18 protein-coding genes are annotated in these 16,628 nt (G+C 32.0%); 6 read left to right on the top strand and 12 right to left on the bottom strand.

Going from position 1 to position 16,628, the window contains the following annotated elements:
• Positions 1-6: 6 nt before the first annotated feature.
• The 8 genes from ACJJV4_RS08485 to ACJJV4_RS08450 all read right to left on the bottom strand — a co-directional run bounded on the left by ACJJV4_RS08485 (position 7) and on the right by ACJJV4_RS08450 (position 7,584).
• Entirely contained in the window at positions 7-828 is an 822-nt protein-coding gene (locus ACJJV4_RS08485; RefSeq protein ID WP_405293387.1) for an enoyl-ACP reductase, read from the bottom strand.
• Positions 829-996: 168 nt separating this feature from the next.
• Positions 997-2,649 carry a DNA repair protein RecN gene (gene recN, locus ACJJV4_RS08480; protein WP_405293385.1) on the bottom strand — a complete coding sequence of 551 codons (1,653 nt, stop codon included), beginning with the start codon at positions 2,647-2,649 and terminating at the stop codon, positions 997-999.
• A 57-nt stretch (positions 2,650-2,706) separates the two neighbouring features.
• On the bottom strand, positions 2,707-3,594 hold the full coding sequence (locus ACJJV4_RS08475) for a DUF4835 family protein (protein ID WP_405293383.1): 888 nt from the start codon (positions 3,592-3,594) through the stop codon (positions 2,707-2,709).
• On the bottom strand, positions 3,587-4,798 hold the full coding sequence (coaBC, locus tag ACJJV4_RS08470) for a bifunctional phosphopantothenoylcysteine decarboxylase/phosphopantothenate--cysteine ligase CoaBC (protein ID WP_405293381.1): 1,212 nt from the start codon (positions 4,796-4,798) through the stop codon (positions 3,587-3,589). The genes ACJJV4_RS08475 and coaBC overlap by 8 nt, the downstream gene beginning before the upstream one ends.
• A 105-nt stretch (positions 4,799-4,903) precedes the next feature.
• Positions 4,904-5,233, bottom strand: coding sequence for a DNA-directed RNA polymerase subunit omega (locus ACJJV4_RS08465; RefSeq protein ID WP_042498299.1), 330 nt, complete (start codon positions 5,231-5,233; stop codon positions 4,904-4,906).
• A gap of 14 nt (positions 5,234-5,247) precedes the next feature.
• Positions 5,248-6,048: an outer membrane protein assembly factor BamD gene (locus ACJJV4_RS08460; protein ID WP_405293379.1), complete on the bottom strand. Its 801-nt coding sequence runs from the start codon at positions 6,046-6,048 to the stop codon at positions 5,248-5,250.
• Positions 6,049-6,185: 137 nt separating this feature from the next.
• Positions 6,186-7,064 carry a 4-hydroxy-tetrahydrodipicolinate synthase gene (gene dapA, locus ACJJV4_RS08455; RefSeq protein WP_405293377.1) on the bottom strand — a complete coding sequence of 293 codons (879 nt, stop codon included), beginning with the start codon at positions 7,062-7,064 and terminating at the stop codon, positions 6,186-6,188.
• Positions 7,057-7,584 carry a DUF6913 domain-containing protein gene (locus tag ACJJV4_RS08450; RefSeq protein ID WP_405293375.1) on the bottom strand — a complete coding sequence of 176 codons (528 nt, stop codon included), beginning with the start codon at positions 7,582-7,584 and terminating at the stop codon, positions 7,057-7,059. The genes dapA and ACJJV4_RS08450 overlap by 8 nt, the downstream gene beginning before the upstream one ends.
• Positions 7,585-7,642: 58 nt before the next feature.
• Between ACJJV4_RS08450 and ACJJV4_RS08445 the strand changes: the two genes are divergently transcribed.
• From ACJJV4_RS08445 to ACJJV4_RS08435, 3 genes are read left to right on the top strand one after another with little or no spacing between them, the layout of a single operon-like run.
• The gene (locus ACJJV4_RS08445; protein WP_405293373.1) at positions 7,643-8,401 is read left to right on the top strand and encodes a 5'-nucleotidase C-terminal domain-containing protein; all 759 of its coding nucleotides are present in this window, start codon (positions 7,643-7,645) and stop codon (positions 8,399-8,401) included.
• 1 nt (position 8,402) lies between these two features.
• On the top strand, positions 8,403-9,320 hold the full coding sequence (locus tag ACJJV4_RS08440; protein ID WP_405293371.1) for a bifunctional metallophosphatase/5'-nucleotidase: 918 nt from the start codon (positions 8,403-8,405) through the stop codon (positions 9,318-9,320).
• Positions 9,321-9,372: 52 nt separating this feature from the next.
• Positions 9,373-10,116 carry a YoaK family protein gene (locus tag ACJJV4_RS08435; RefSeq protein WP_405293369.1) on the top strand — a complete coding sequence of 248 codons (744 nt, stop codon included), beginning with the start codon at positions 9,373-9,375 and terminating at the stop codon, positions 10,114-10,116.
• On the opposite strand, the gene ACJJV4_RS08430 is transcribed toward ACJJV4_RS08435, so the two are convergent.
• From ACJJV4_RS08430 to ACJJV4_RS08415, 4 genes are all read right to left on the bottom strand, one after another.
• The gene (locus tag ACJJV4_RS08430) at positions 10,109-10,849 is read right to left on the bottom strand and encodes a hypothetical protein (protein WP_405293367.1); all 741 of its coding nucleotides are present in this window, start codon (positions 10,847-10,849) and stop codon (positions 10,109-10,111) included. The two genes, ACJJV4_RS08435 and ACJJV4_RS08430, sit on opposite strands and share 8 nt — an antisense overlap.
• Positions 10,850-10,926: 77 nt before the next feature.
• A complete protein-coding gene (gene ligA / locus ACJJV4_RS08425) occupies positions 10,927-12,930 on the bottom strand; it encodes an NAD-dependent DNA ligase LigA (RefSeq protein WP_405293365.1) in 2,004 nt (667 codons plus the stop codon).
• A gap of 124 nt (positions 12,931-13,054) precedes the next feature.
• Positions 13,055-13,924, bottom strand: a complete 870-nt coding sequence (prmC, locus tag ACJJV4_RS08420) for a peptide chain release factor N(5)-glutamine methyltransferase (protein WP_405293363.1) — start codon at positions 13,922-13,924, stop codon at positions 13,055-13,057.
• 63 nt (positions 13,925-13,987) lie between these two features.
• Entirely contained in the window at positions 13,988-14,479 is a 492-nt protein-coding gene (locus tag ACJJV4_RS08415) for a GNAT family N-acetyltransferase (RefSeq protein ID WP_405293361.1), read from the bottom strand.
• A 54-nt stretch (positions 14,480-14,533) separates the two neighbouring features.
• Between ACJJV4_RS08415 and ACJJV4_RS08410 the strand changes: the two genes are divergently transcribed.
• Genes ACJJV4_RS08410 through ACJJV4_RS08400 form a run of 3 tightly spaced genes read left to right on the top strand, consistent with a single transcriptional unit; the run spans position 14,534 to position 16,627 of the window.
• Positions 14,534-14,989, top strand: a complete 456-nt coding sequence (locus tag ACJJV4_RS08410) for a hypothetical protein (protein WP_405293359.1) — start codon at positions 14,534-14,536, stop codon at positions 14,987-14,989.
• A 2-nt stretch (positions 14,990-14,991) separates the two neighbouring features.
• Positions 14,992-16,023: a bifunctional diaminohydroxyphosphoribosylaminopyrimidine deaminase/5-amino-6-(5-phosphoribosylamino)uracil reductase RibD gene (ribD, locus tag ACJJV4_RS08405; protein ID WP_405293357.1), complete on the top strand. Its 1,032-nt coding sequence runs from the start codon at positions 14,992-14,994 to the stop codon at positions 16,021-16,023.
• The gene (locus ACJJV4_RS08400; RefSeq protein ID WP_405293355.1) at positions 16,016-16,627 is read left to right on the top strand and encodes an HAD family hydrolase; all 612 of its coding nucleotides are present in this window, start codon (positions 16,016-16,018) and stop codon (positions 16,625-16,627) included. The genes ribD and ACJJV4_RS08400 overlap by 8 nt, the downstream gene beginning before the upstream one ends.
• Position 16,628 lies beyond the last annotated feature (1 nt).

Below are 16,628 nucleotides of genomic sequence, written 5' to 3'. Positions count from 1 at the left end.
TATTTTCTATTTTTCTTGAGCATCTACAAAAGCACTCATAACTTCGTCACTAACCCCCATGTTACTAAAACCTCCATCATGGAATAAATTCTGTAATGTTACACGCTTAGTTAAATCACTAAACATAGATACGGTATAGTTTGCACAATCTAAAGCTGTAGCATTACCAAGTGGCGACATTTTATCGGCATAAGCAATAAAACCATCAAAACCTTTTACACCGCTACCTGCAGTAGTTGGTGTTGGCGATTGAGAAATAGTGTTTACACGTACTTTTTTATCTCTTCCAAAGAAATAACCAAAACTACGAGCTACACTTTCTAAATACGCTTTATTATCAGCCATATCGTTATAATCAGGAAACACACGTTGCGCAGCCATATAAGTTAAAGCCACAATTGAGCCCCACTCATTCATAGCATCTGCTTTGTAAAGTGTTTGCATAACTTTATGGAAGGACATTGCAGAAACATCAGTTCCTTTTTGAGTCCAAGCATAATTTTGATCGGTGTAGTGCTTTCCTTTACGCACGTTAATAGACATACCAATAGAGTGTAAAACAAAATCAATTTTACCTCCAAGAATTTCCATAGATTGCTCCACTAAATTCTGTAAATCTTCTTCCGAAGTTGCATCTGCAGGAATAATTTGAGAACCAGTTTTTTCAGCCAATTCATTAATTTGTCCCATTCTCATGGCAACTGGTGCGTTTGTTAAAACAAAAGTTCCGCCTTCTTCATGAACACGTTCAGCTGTTTTCCAAGCAATTGAGTTTTCATCTAATGCTCCAAAAATAATTCCTCTTTTTCCTTTTAGTAAATTGTACATATTAATTGGTTTATTTCCCTAATGCAACAAAAACAATCGTTCTATTTTGTTTTGTTGTTATTGCCCCTTAAAGAGCCATAATACGGGACGTATTTTTAATTTATTGATTAATTTAACGCCGCAAAAATACTAAACTTTAAACTTTAAAACTTAAAAGCTTACGTTTTTTTAATTTAGTAACTCCTTAGCATGTGCAATGGCTGAGGACGACATTTCTATTCCTCCTAACATTTGCGCAATTTCTACAATACGCTCGTCGTGGTTTAACTTTACTAAATTAGTTCTAGTAACATCGTTCACGTCTTCCTTATAAACTTTGAAGTGAGAATGCCCTTTGGCTGCAACTTGCGGTAAATGCGTAATAGAAAACACCTGCATGGTTTTACTCATGCCTTGCATAATATCTCCCATTTTATTCGAAATTTCACCAGAAACACCAGTATCAATTTCATCGAACATAATAGTTGGTAATTGAATATAATTTGATAAAACAGACTTTATAGCCAGCATAATACGTGATAACTCACCACCAGATGCCGCTTTTTTAAGTTCATTAAATTGTCCGCCTTTATTCGCTGAAAATAAAAACGTTAGTTCGTCTTGCCCATTTACAAAAAAGGCATCTTTCAATGTCGCTTCAATTTTAAATTGAGCATTTGGCATCCCTAAGCTCGCTAAAATAGTTTCTAATTCCTTTTTTAACTGCGGAATTACAGCAACACGTGTTTTATTTATTTCTTTAGAAATTTTATTTATTTGTTTCGTTTTAGATAAAATTTCATTTTCTTTTTTCTGAATATTTTCGTCTAAATTCTCGGTTGCAGAAACCTTTTCTTCTAATATATTTTTAATTTTAATAAGCTCTGCTACATCTTCTGCAACGTGCTTTTGCATTAAGTTATGAATGGCTTTAAGCTTAGCGTCTACAACTTCTAATCTAGCCGGATCCGCATCTAATGCTTCTTGTAAAGCGTCTACTTCGCCAAAAACATCGTCCATTTCTATAAGACTGCTGTTAACGCGGTTAAACAAATCCTCGTACTTGGAAGATATGCTAGATAACTTCTGAAATACATTTTTTAAGTTTGTTAAACTCCCGAGAACGCCAATTTCTTCCTCTGAAAGTAATTGATGTGCTTCCGATAGTTTTTCTTGTATACCTTCAATATTATTTAAAGTTTCGTACTCCTCTTCCAATATTTCTACCTCACCATCGACTAAATTGGCTTCTACCAATTCACTCAATAAAAATGAGTTATAATCATGCTCTTTTATAGCTTCCGCTTGAAAAATTAAAAGTTCTTTTAATTCTTTCTGAAGTTTTTTATAGGTTTTTAATTCCGTTTTATAGTCTTGTAAAATAGCATCATTATTCGCCAAAGCATCAATAATTTGAAACTGAAAACCATTATCAGTGAGCTGCATGGTTTGGTGCTGAGAATGAATATCTATTAATCGTTCACCTAAAATTTGTAAGCTTTTTAAATTTACGGGAGAATCATTTACGAAAGCCCTTGATTTACCTGAAGGTAAAATTTCTCGACGTATAATGGTTTGCTCTTCATAATCAAAATCTTCAGCTTCGAAAAGGGCTTTCAATTTATAGTTTGAAACATTAAAAACAGCTTCAATAATACACTTTTTTGAAGTATCTTTTAAATTACTTAAATCGGCGCGTTTTCCTAAAATTAAAGATAAACCACCAAGAAGAATGGATTTTCCTGCTCCAGTTTCACCAGTAATTATAGAAAAACCATCGTTAAAATTAACCTGTAAATGATCGATTAATGCGTAATTTTTTATGGAAAGTGATGTTAGCATTTTTTGTAGTCTTTAGTTTTAGACTTTAATATTTTGATATTGGTATAAGGCGATATTCTAAAACTTAATATTATTCCATTTCGTGCTGTGCATAGGTGCAATACGCTGCAATGTTTCTTTTAAACTCGCAATGTTTACATTAGGGCCATCGCTAAAAATTTGTTCTAACTCATCAGCTTTAGCATCAAAAAAAGTTCTTAATAAAAAAGAATTAGGCCTACGACTGTTCATGTCCTTAAAGGTAGCTAGAGCCGATGCTATCTTCTCTTTTCCTTGTTTGTTATTTTCCGACATTACATCCATACCTTCTCTGTGGTAAGTATACATCACTTCACGGAACTCTTTAAATGTAGGCGACATGATATTATCGATAAGCGCAAAACGACTTTGTAACCCATCTTCTAACTTCCAACCCGATGAATTGCTTTGTTGAGAATAATTTGTTATTATTTGAGCTTGCTTAAAGTGCGGATCTCCACCTTGTCCTGCAAACGAATCGGCATCCAAACCAAGTACCATATAAACATGAAACGCTAAAACAGAAACTAAATTAGATTCATATTGTGTAGGATTATAAATTAGGTTTTGAAACTCTAAATATCTAAAATTAAAATCTTTATCATTAAAATTATAAATTGGCGAACTGTAAGATGATCCGTAAGTTGGCCGAGAAGATTGCACTTGTAAAGTGGCACTAAAAGATTCTCCACTATATTCAACAATATTTATAAACATACTGCAGTCTATTCGCTCTTGTGGTGCAAACTTTTGGTTTGTCCATTTTGTTTTATTTACAAACTCGGTAAGTTGTTTTTCTAAAGTTTTAAAAATAGGAAAATTTTCATTTCCGGTTTGTTGAGCATTAACAATGACTTTACAGTTTAACTCTTGCGAAATACCCGTAAAACTTAATACTAAGAATAAAACAATTAATATGTTACGCATGTATATTTTCAATAATTTTATTTAACAAATCTACCGCTACTTCGGCTTTTGATTTTAGGCTATTTTCAGTAATATTACCAGCTGCATCAATAAAAGTAACTTTATTCGTGTCGCCTTTAAAGCCAGCGCCTTTATCATTTAACGAATTTAAAACAATTAAATTTAAATTCTTTCTTTTTAATTTTCCTTTTGCATTTTCCAGCTCGTTATTCGTTTCTAACGCAAAACCAACTAAGTACTGGCTTGTTTTAACATCGCCTAAAGACGCTAAAATATCTTTTGTACGCCCTAACTCTAACGTTAACGTATCACTCTTCTTTTTTATTTTCTGATTAGAGACTTCTTTGGGTGTAAAATCTGCAACTGCTGCAGAAAGTACAGCAACATCCACCGTTTTAAAATGATTGTGAACTGCAAGATACATATCAGCAGCGCTAACCACAGGTATCACACTAATTAAGCTATGCGATACGCTTTGATGTGTTGGTCCGGTAATTAAAACCACTTCAGCTCCAAGATTAGCAGATGCTTTAGCTATTTCAAACCCCATTTTTCCACTAGAATGATTCCCTATAAAACGCACAGGATCTATGGCCTCATAAGTTGGCCCAGCGGTAATCAATATTTTTTTTCCTCGTAACGGTAATTTATCTAGAATATCCTGCTCTATAAACAATACAATATCTTCGGGTTCAGCCATACGTCCCTCTCCTACTAGCCCACTAGCTAATTCTCCACTTCCTGCAGGAATCATAATATTTCCAAATGACTGAAGTTTATCAAAAGACTCTACGGATGCCGGATGCTTATACATATCTAAATCCATCGCTGGGGCAAAATACACTGGGCATTTTGCAGATAAATATGTTGCTAGCAACAAATTATCGCTAGCTCCATTCATCATTTTTGATAAAGTATTTGCCGTTGCAGGAGCTATTATAAAAACATCGGCCCAAAGCCCTAAATCGACGTGATTGTTCCAAATAGCATTATCATCCTCTTCATTTGTAAATGAAGAATGGACCGGATTTTTAGAAAGTGTAGATAAAGTTAGCGGTGTAATAAAGTCTTTAGCAGCCGGCGTCATTACTACCTTCACATTTGATCCAGCTTTTACGAAAAGTCTAACTAACGAAGCTGTTTTATAAGCTGCAATACCACCTGTTACACCTAATAGTACATTTTTACCATTTAAAATACTCATAGAATAAATGCGTCTGTTTTTAATAATTACCTAATAACCAAAGAAACTCCAAGCCTATTATAATAATTGGTTTGGAGTTTAAATATTGTAAAGAAAGTTAAGAATTTACTCTTGAGTATCTTCTTCTGTATTTCTAAAATAAATCTTGTCAGTTAACCATTCTTGAACAGCCAACGAATGAGGCTTTGGTAATTTTTCGTAAAACTTAGACACCTCAATTTGCTCCTTATTTTCAAAGATTTCTTCAAGACTATCGTTATAAGTAGCAAATTCTTCTAACTTATCGATTAATTCTTTTTTGATCTCCGTATTAATTTGCTCTGCACGTCTTGATATAATTGAAATTGACTCGTAGATGTTCTCTGTTGGCTCATCTATTTGATTTCTATCATACGTAATCGTATTAACGGGAGCATTGGTTTTCTTTAAATCCATTTTGGTCTTGTTATTTAACTTTTTGTGCTATAATTTTCTAAAGCGCCGTTTAATTCTACAGCCATATCATCAACTTGTGAGATATATTCAGAATTTACATAAGCCTTTTTAAAGGTTTCGTAAAAATCTTTAGCTTGTTTTAGTCGTGCTTCTTTTTTTCGCTCTACACTATTCATTGCTAATTTATATGCAGAATCTAATCTGTAAAACAAAGCTTTTTCTCGTAAAGAAGATCCTGGAAAATCAAAGATAAAATTATTAAATGATTTTATCGATGCCTCAAAATCTGATATTTGATTATATTGCTTTGCTATACTGTATGCTTTATTTTCTAATTTATAATCTAATTCTTGAACTAAAGTGTTTGCATCTGCAACGTATTTAGATTCCGGAAACAAATTAATAAACTCTTGTAATTTCTCTATAGCTTCAACCGTTTGTTTTTGATCTTTAGAATAAATAGGAGAAAGCATTGAATAACTTTTGGCACTTAAAAAAGAAGCTTCTTCTTGTTTTTCACTATTTGGATAACTAGATGCAAAACGTTCAAACTGGTATCCTGCTACATAATAATCTCCCATTTCATAGAAAGAATTAGAATATAAATACATCAATTTTTCGGCTTGTGGCTTCCCTCTATAATTAGGTACAATTTGAGCAAACAACCTATTGGCCTTTGCAAACTTACCTTCTTTATATAACTCTTCACCCATCTTAAATTTAGCAGCAATATCTTCAGCTTTTAAAACCTTTTGATATTCGCTACAACTACTTAAAACTGTGAATACTAATAAAATGTAAAAAAAATTTTTCATAAATATAAAAGAGGATGCAAAATTAGGTTAATAATATGGATATTAAAAATATTATTTTCAATCTAAACTTTTGCTAAAATAGAGGCTTAAACCCAGCAATCATAAGGTTTAAGTAATATTTAACACTGAAAAAACAATTAATAAGCTTCTACAAAATCTTTTATTTTTTGCTTTAAAGCATCTGTTGCAGGCACTAATGGCAACCTCACAGTATCATCACATAAATTTAAAGCTTGAAAAACGGCTTTAATTCCAGATGGGTTATTTTCCTCAAAGATATAATCAATAACATTCATTAATTTAAAATGAAGTTTATATGCTGCTTTATTATCTCCTTTTAAACCTAAGCGAATCATTTCAGAGAAATCTTTTGGAAAAGCTTGCCCAATCACAGAAATAACTCCTGCTCCACCAGCTAAAACAATAGACAAAGCTAAATCGTCGTCTCCAGAAATCACTAAAAAGTCTTCTGGTTTATGCTTTAATAATTGTAAATATTGAGCAACGTTATTTCCTGCTTCTTTTACACCAACAACATTTTTAAAATCGTTTGCTAGTCTTAATGTAGTACTAACATCCATATTTTTTGAAGTTCTACCTGGCACATTATAAAGAATGATATCTACTGGCGAAGCCTTTGATATTGCTTTAAAATGTTGATAAATGCCTTCTTGTGTTGGTTTACTGTAATAAGGTGTTACCGACAGAATAGCATCAATATCACTAAAATCTGTTGCCTTTATCTCTTCTATAACTTGCATAGTATTATTTCCACCAATACCCAAAACTAATGGCACACGACCATTGTTAGCTTTAGAAATAGTTTCAATAATAGCCTTCTTTTCATCTTTAGTAATTGTTACACTCTCAGCAGTTGTACCGCTAATTACCAAATATTCTGTACCATTATCAATATTGAAGTTCACAATATTGGTTAATGCCTCATGATTTACTGTTAAATCATTATTAAAAGGCGTTACCAATGCTACTCCAGTCCCAAGAAACTTACTATTCATTCTTAATTTTATTTAATATTTTTAAGTATTTAAAAGTTTCGGTTTTAAATAAATCGAACTCTTTTAAGTTTGTTTTTATAATCAAATCGTTAATCCGCTCATCACTTTGCAAGATTCCAATCTTAAATTTCGCCTTAGATTTTGCCGTAATTAACTTCAATTCCAAAATATCTGTCTCGTAATAACTTACTAAAACATCAAATTTAGTATTTAAAAACGTTTCTAATTCTGGGTTTTTAATAGCACCTCTCCAACCAAAATCTTTGGGATTATAACAATCATCCCAAGTCTTTAAATCTTCTTTTTTACTTTGAGAAAAAGCTATGATTTTCAATTTATTAGACTTCACTTTTAAGATGTCTGCCAATGAATCAAACATTTCAAAATTATCAATTTCATCCAAATTTAGAACAACGCCTAAACTCATAACATCACTATCGGTAACCTCCAATTGACGTTCCAACAACAATTTGTTTAAGTATTTTTTATTAGATTTTTCTTTAAAACCCTTTAAAATCATTTACCTTTATCCTTTGCGCAAAGGTAGCAAAAGTACATTCAAAAAATTAGTTTAATATATGAGGATTACATATTTATTTATTTTGTTAAATATTTTTGTTTTTTCAGGATGTAAAGATCAAAAATTACATCTCACAAAAATTGAAGGCAAACAAATTACCATTACTGATTCCTTGGGAGGAAACAGCGAAATCGAAGCCTATATAAAACCCTTTAAAGATAGAATTGAAAAAGATCTAGATAGTGTTTTAGCATATGCGGCAGATACCTACACGAAAAATGATGGTGAATATAATACTGCCATTGGTAATTTTATGGCCGATGCCGTTTACAGTGAATCTAACCCTATTTTTAAAAACAGAACAGGCAAAGAAATCGATATGGTTTTACTTAATCACGGCGGTATTCGTTCTATTTTATCTAAAGGATATGTTTCTAAACGAACAGCTTTTGGTTTAATGCCTTTTGAAAATAGCATTGTTGTAGTCGCTTTAAAAGGAGAACAGGTAGATAGTATTATGCACTATTTATCTCGAGGAAAACGAGCGCATCCAGTTTCTGGAATTAAACTTAAATTAGATAAAAACGATAATATTATTGAAGCTAAAGTTAACGGTAAAAACATTGAAAAGGATAAAACCTATTATGTTGCGACCAACGACTATTTGTATAATGGAGGTGATAACATGTCTTTCTTTAAAACAAACGACAGCCTTTATGTTTTAGACTATAAAATAAGAAATGCTTTAATTGACAAGTTTATTAAACTGGATACTATTAATCCATCTATAGACGATAGATTCACTCAAATTAAATAATATGAAACGTAGAGACTTTATACAACAAGCTACAGCTGGTACTGCATTAGTTACACTTGGCAGCATGGGACTTCAATCGTTTACTACGCTTGATAAAACATCTAAAATAACAATTCTACATACTAACGATGTACATAGCCATATTGATGCTTTTGGACCAGAAGATGGTCGAAATGCGAACAAAGGTGGTGTTGCGCGTAGAGCTAGTTTGGTAGATTCCATAAGAAAGGAAAACCCTAATACTTTACTCTTAGACGCAGGTGACATTTTCCAGGGTACACCTTATTTTAATTATTATGGTGGAGAATTGGAATTTAAACTAATGAGTAAATTAAAATATGATGCTGCTACTATTGGTAATCACGATTTTGATAATAGCATAGATGGGTTGTATGCACAATTACCGCATGCTGAGTTTCCGTTTATTACAGCAAACTACGATTTCTCTAACACCATAATGGATACACATACCAAACCTTATAAAACATTTATAAAAGATGGTATTAAAATAGGTGTTTTTGGTTTAGGCATAGAGCTTAATGGCTTGGTAGACAAAAGCATGTTTAAAGAAACAAAGTATTTAGACCCTATTGAAACGAGTCAAGAAATGACTCGTATTTTAAAAGAAGACGAACACTGCGATTTAATTATTTGTCTATCTCACCTTGGGTATCATTACAAAAACAACCCAAATAAAATAGACGACTTAAAACTAGCCGCAGCAACAAAAAATATAGATTTAATTATTGGTGGGCACACACATACTTTTCTGAAGAAACCAACTGTTGTTAAAAATATTGAAGATAAAAACACACTAGTTAACCAAGTAGGCTGCTATGGCATTAACCTTGGAAAAATTGACTTTTACTTCGATTCTGATAAAAATAAATCGGCAAACGGTACTTCTATTATTGTATAATTTTATATTTATTATGAACTGATATTAAAAATGCGCTTTAAAATAGTATAACATGTTTAGACATCAAGGCAAAAGCAGAACTTTGAAGCACAACCTGCAAATTGCCACTGTTTTGTCCCTAGCTGCTGGAATAATAAATGTTACTGGTTATTTATCGTTTAAACAACTAACTACAAATGTAACAGGGCATTTTGCTCTATTTATATATGATGTTGCTAATTTTGAATTTTGGAAAGGCACTATCTATTTTCTATATATTTTTTCATTCCTCTTCGGATCTTTTACTTCAAGTTTTTTAATTGAAAAATATAGAGCTAATAAGCAACTCAATGTTTTTGTTGTCCCAACTATAATTGAATGTGCAATTTTAATTTCAATAGGGATAACAAGTAACTTTATAGTAATGAAACATCCTAATTTCTTAGTATGCTCGCTACTTTTTGCGATGGGGCTCCAAAACTCCTTTGTAACCAAAATTTCGAATGCTGTAGTAAGAACGACGCACCTTACAGGGTTGTTTACAGATCTAGGTATCGATTTATCTCATTTATTATTTCCTAAAATTTACCCTAACCAAGCAAAATTAAAAGAGGATATTAAATTGCGTATATATATTATCTCCTCTTTTTTTTCTGGTGGTTTAATAGGTGGTTTTTTTTACTCCGAACTTCATTTAAAATTAAACACATTGCTACTAGGGGCAGTAATTTTATTACTTAGCTTATTTTATGACGATTTTAAATATCAATGTATAAAAACAAAAAGAAAGTATAATCAACGAAGAAACATTAATTAAAATGCGGGTAGTTTTTATCCTCACGAGGACTTGCATTAGATAACTTTGATTGCTCGTAGAAAAAATAAAAAGCCCCCAAAACCAATGTTGTAGCCAAAAAGTTTAGTAAACTACTCTGTGAAATATAAATATTAGCTACATCTATTACTTCGGAAAAAACAAGGCATAATACACCAAAAAACAAGAAAAGTGATTTTTCATTATCACGATAAAAATAGTTTAGCAATGCTAAAGACAAAACAAACAAAATAATAATATTATAAATATTTTCTAAAAAATAAACACTATTATCGTCAATATTAGGCTCTTCAATAAAATGTAAAACATACATTAAATAGGCATCCAAAATAATTAGAACTATTAAATGAATTTTAAGGTTTTTAAAAACATATTTAAAATTTATAGAAAAACAAATCTTTAAGAATAGCATTAAATAAGCTAGAACATACAAACTATTTCCTAAATAATAACCATATTCATAATAACTAGAGTCTACTTCGGGAAAAATCACCCTGTCAAAAATCCCTAATAAATCTGAGAATGCAAAAAGCAGAAAAAACATTAAAAATAATTTGTTTTTTGGCCTAATAAAAATAACATAACGAGCAACTACAAGCGGTATAATAAGAGATTCGAAATAAAATGCTACGTCTGGGTTTCCGTTAAATTCGAAAACAACAAAAAACACATAAACGGCTGCAATTAATATTATAAATATTTTTGACTTGTACATATTTGCTTCTAAAACAGAAGCAAATATAAACAAATAGCTCAATTTGACAGAGTTAAATTGCTTTTAATCGATTTTAGTTATTCAAAATCCAGCTTTTGCAAGAATTCAGCCTCGCTAATTAATTCAATATTTAGCTTTTCTGCCTTCTCTTTTTTGCTAGGCCCCATTTTATCACCAGCCACTATAAAACTTGTTTTAGATGAAATAGAACTACTAACTTTCCCTCCATTATCTTCAATAAGTTTTTTTAAATCATTCCTAGAAATAGTTTCAAAAACACCAGTAACAACAATAGATTGGCCAGTAAGTAGACTTGTTTTCCCAACTAACTCCTCTGCAGACATTTCTAACTGAACACCAAATAATTTTAATCGGTTTATAATATTATTATTTTCTTCGGAAGCAAAAAACAAACACACGCTCTCTGCTATCTTTATGCCAATCTCATCGACATTGACAAGTGCCTCTTGTGACGCCTCCCTTACTGCATCGATACTTTTATAATGCCTAGCTAACTTTTTTGCTACTGTTTCTCCAACATAGCGAATTCCTAAAGCAAAAAGAACACGTTCGAAAGGAATATTTTTAGATTGCTCGATACCTTGAATTAATTTTTCTGCACTTTTTTCCGCCATACGCTCCAAAGGAATAACTTGTTCCTTAGTCAATTCATATAAATCGGAATAATTAGTAATTAAACCTTGATTCACTAAAAGCGCTACCGTTTCGCCGCCTAAGCCATCGATATCCATAGCTTTTCGAGAAATATAATGCTGAATTCTTCCAATAATTTGCGGATTACAACCATTATAATTTGAGCAATAATGTTGTGCCTCTCCAAGCTTGCGTTCTAAAGGCGTATCACACTCCGGACAATGTGTTATATAAATAGTAGGCTCAGAATTTGCTGGTCTTTTATCCAAATCTACTCCTAAAATTTTAGGAATTATCTCCCCCCCTTTTTCAACATAAACCATATCGTTAACTCGAATATCAAGTTTTTCTATTTGATCGGCATTATGCAATGAGGCGCGCTTTACCGTAGTCCCTGCAAGCTCTACGGGTTCTAGGTTAGCAACAGGCGTTATAGCTCCCGTTCTACCAACTTGATAAGAAATACTATTTAATCGAGTAGAAACCTGCTCAGCTTTAAACTTATAAGCCATTGCCCAACGCGGTGCTTTAGATGTAAAACCAAGCTCTTCTTGCTGCTGCAAACTATTTACTTTTACAACAACGCCATCGGTTTCAAAAGGAAGGTCGTGACGATGTACATCCCAATAATTTATAAACTCCAAAACATCGTCTATAGAATGTGCTAATTTTGCCACTTCAGGAACTTTAAACCCCCAATTGCGCGCTTTCTCTAGGCTTTCAAACTGATTAGAAACACCTAAATTACCACCTGTTAAATTATATAATAAACACTCTAGAGGTCGCTTAGCAACTTCAGCACTATCTTGAAGTTTCAAACTACCAGAAGCCGTATTTCTCGGATTTCTATAAGGCTCTTCTCCTATTTCAATCCGGTCTTCATTCATTTTATTAAAACCATCAAAAGGCAAAACAATTTCTCCCCGAATATCAAATATTGAAGGAAAATCACCTTTTAATTTTAAGGGTACAGACTTTATTGTTTTTACATTGGCCGTAACATTATCTCCTTGAAAACCATCACCACGGGTTACCGCCTTTTCTAATACTCCATTAACGTAAGTTAAACTTATAGACGCACCATCGTATTTTAATTCGCAGGTATATTGAACATCACCATCGACTAATTTCTTAATTCGAGTTTCCCAATCTAGCAAATCTTCTTTAGAATAAGAATTCTCTAAAGAATACATACGTTGCGCATGCTTTATCGTTTCAAAATTTTTAGTAACAGCACCGCCAACACGTTGCGTTGGTGAATTAGCATCTGTAAACTCAGGGTATTTAGCTTCTAATTCTTGAAGTTGTTTTAATTTTATATCGAAATCGTAATCGGAAATTGTGGCATTATCCAGCACATAATAATTATGATTGTGCATACGTAATTCATCACTTAAATCCTGAATTTGCTTTTTAATGTTGCTCATTTATATGGGTATACTTGGCTTAAATTTATGTTCAATGGAAATAATTCAGCACGCTTTAATTTTATGTTTCAAATTTAGCAAATACTATCTGAATAGAAAACTGCTAAAAACGTTCCTTATCTCATTAAGAGATTATTTTTTGAGTAAAAACACCATTTATCATCCTATCTTTCCTAAACATATCTTGTTTTAAATATATATCCTTAAAATGATTTTGTTTTAATAATTGAATCATTTCATTTCCAAGATATTCATTTATTTCAAAAAATAGTCTTCCGTTTTCATTAAGGTTGTGCGTGGAAAACTCGGTAATGGCTTTATAAAACTGTAAAGGATTTTCATCGTCTACAAATAAGGCCAAATGCGGTTCGTTTTCTAAAACATTGGTATGCATTAACTTTTTCTCCAAATGCCTTACATAAGGCGGATTGGAAACAATAATATCAAACTTTATATCTTTTAATAATTTAGAGTCTTCAATTAACAAAATATCCTGATTTATAAACGAAACAACAACTTCATTTAATTCAGCATTCTCAATTGCTACTTTCAAAGCTGCATTACTAATATCTAAAGAAAACACATTGGCCTTTGGTAAGTTTTTTGCAATCGAAATTGCTATACAACCACTGCCTGTACCTATATCTAAAACATTTACAGTTTCATCTTCTGGAATCGATTTTAAAACCCAACTTACCAACTCTTCAGTTTCTGGTCTTGGTATTAAAGTATTTTCATTCACCTTAAACGTTAACCCATAAAACTCGGTTTCTCCTAAAATATACTGAATTGGTTTTTGTTGCTCCAATAAATCCAACGCCTCCAAAATAACTGTCTCATTTTGTATTCCTAACTCGCGATCCATTGCTAGTTGCAATCGGGTTATCTTGTAATAAGCTTCTATTAAAATATAAAAGAAACTATCCACCTCTTCTAATTGAAAAAACGGATCTAGCTTGTCGTGAAATAATTTTTGAATGTCTTTTAACTTCATTTTTTCAATAATTAGAAATACTTAGTGCTTTTTCTACTTTTAACTTTGATTCAAACTAAAAAACTATAAATCTTTTAGCATCCAAACCCCACAAGAAAAATGCCCAGTATTGCCCAAAGCCTTATCTAGATGTTTAAAACCATGTGTTTCATAAATATGTATAGCCGCTTTTAATTGTGTCGACGATTCAATATAACATTGTTTATAACCCAAAGATTTGGCAGCTTCTAGGCATTTAGAAAATAAAAGCTTTCCATAACCATTACCTCTAATTTTAGCTGAAAAATACATTTTCTGAATTTCACAAACCGTAGTTTCAAAACCGCTTAATGGCTTTAAACCACCACCTCCTAAAATTTCATCATCTGCCTCAACAACAAAGTAAACATCATTTGTGTTTTGATAAGCCTGAAAAATTTGTTTAGTTTCCGGATCGGTATAAGCCGTACCCTCTAAAGGAATATTAAACTCATGAAAACATGCTCTAATAACTTGCTCTATTCCTGCGTTATCATTAGGCCTAATTTCTCGAATAACTATATTATCTTTGCTCACTATAAAACTTTGCTTTTTGTCTGGTGAAGATACAGTAAATCCGAAAAAAACGTAATGAAGAAACTCATAATTTTATCAACACTACTTATCACTTTTCTAAGTTGTACTGTAACCGAGAAACCAACTTTTATTGGTGTACAAAACATTGAAATTCTTGAATCTACCTCTAAAAACGTAACGTTTACAGCCGATGCTCTGTTTTTAAACCCTAACGATATTGGAGGCGAATTGCAAACCGATGCCATTAAAATATTTGTAAATGATAACGAGATGGGACATATATCGGCAGAACATTTTGATGTTCCTGCAAAAAAGGAATTTACAATTCCGTTAAAAGCTCAAATTCCAACAGATAGTATTTTTAGTAATAAAAACCTAAGTGGATTATTAGGAAGCTTATTTAGCAAAAAGGTTAAAATTCAATACACAGGAGAAATCAATTATAAAACCTTTGGATTTTCGCATAGTTATGCTGTTGATGAAACCCAAAATGTTAAAATAAAATTTTAATATTGAATACACACGAAATTTATATAAAACGCTGTTTAGAAATTGGAGTAAACGGATTAGGAAGCACACGTCCAAACCCTATGGTGGGTAGCGTAATTGTTTACAATAACAAAATTATTGGAGAAGGTTACACTAGTGAATACGGTGGAAATCACGCCGAAGTAAACGCCATAAATTCTGTAAAAGACAAAATGCTTTTAAAACAAGCCACTATTTATGTTACGCTAGAACCTTGTGCGCATTATGGAAAAACACCACCTTGTAGCGACTTAATTATAGAAAACCAAATCCCAAATGTGGTTATTGGCTGTGTTGACGATTTTGAAAAAGTAGCAGGCTTAGGTATAAAACGATTAAAAGCAGCCGGATGCAACGTAATTGTTGGTGTTTTAGAAAAAGAATGCAGAGCGCACCACAAACGTTTTTTTACATTTCATAATAAAAAAAGACCTTATATTATTTTAAAGTGGGCAGAAACTAGCGATGGTTTTATTGCTCCAATAAGTAAGGATGAACAAAAACCAGTTTGGATTACCAACACCTACTCTAGGCAATTGGTGCACAAATGGCGCGCGGAAGAACAAGCTATTTTAGTTGGCACACAAACAGTATTGGCTGATAATCCATCTTTAACAACCCGTGATTTTTATGGCAACAATCCTATTAGAATTGTTTTAGACAAAACAGAACGACTCCCTGATAATTTAGCTATTTTTAATGATACCGCCCAAACTATTCGGATCACAGAAAAGAACATCAATAAAAATTCCGAAACCATAGATTGGAATTTAACAACCAACATAGCAAAACAAATAAGCACCATACTTTACAACAATAACATAAATTCTGTAATTATTGAGGGCGGCGCGCAAACACTAAAAACGTTTATAGATGAAAATCTTTGGGACGAAGTTCGAGTTTTTATTGGACAAACAACATTTAACACTGGTGTGAAAGCTCCACATATTTCAGCACAATTAGTTCATGAAGAGCACATACTTACAGATCTTTTAAAAATATATAAAAATGATTAGAACATTAATTTTCGATTTCGGAAACGTATTTATAAACCTAGATATCGAAGGCGCTGCTAAATATGCATTTGAAACTTTAGAAATTGATTCTTTTTCTGAAGAAATTACCGCTTTTAATAGTTTTTACGAACAAGGCTTAATTTCTACAGCAGAATTTTTAGATTTTTACTTAGAAAACTTTCCTAAACTCTCGGAAGAAGATTTGATTTATACATGGAACTATATGCTAAAACATTTCCCTAAACAAAGGTTAGAATTTATAAAAAGCCTTAAAGCCTCTGGGGAGTTTAAACTTATATTATTGAGTAACACCAATGAGCTTCATATAGATTCTATTAAAGAAAGTATTTCTTTTTACGACGAATTTAAAAACTGTTTCGATGCTTTTTACTTGTCTCACGAAATAAATTTAAGAAAACCAAATACAGATATCTTTGAATTTGTTTTAAATGAAAATAAATTAAATGCCGACGAATGCTTATTTATTGATGACAACCAAGATAACATTGAAACTGCAAAGACATTAAATTTTGCAACTTGGCATTTAAACCCAGAGACCGAAGACGTTTGTACTTTATTTGAAACCAAAAGCCACTTATTTTAAT

Source organism: Algibacter sp. Ld11 (genome assembly GCF_045066735.1).
In the GTDB taxonomy this organism is placed as follows: domain Bacteria; phylum Bacteroidota; class Bacteroidia; order Flavobacteriales; family Flavobacteriaceae; genus Algibacter.
This window is presented reverse-complemented; position numbering and strand designations above follow the sequence as displayed.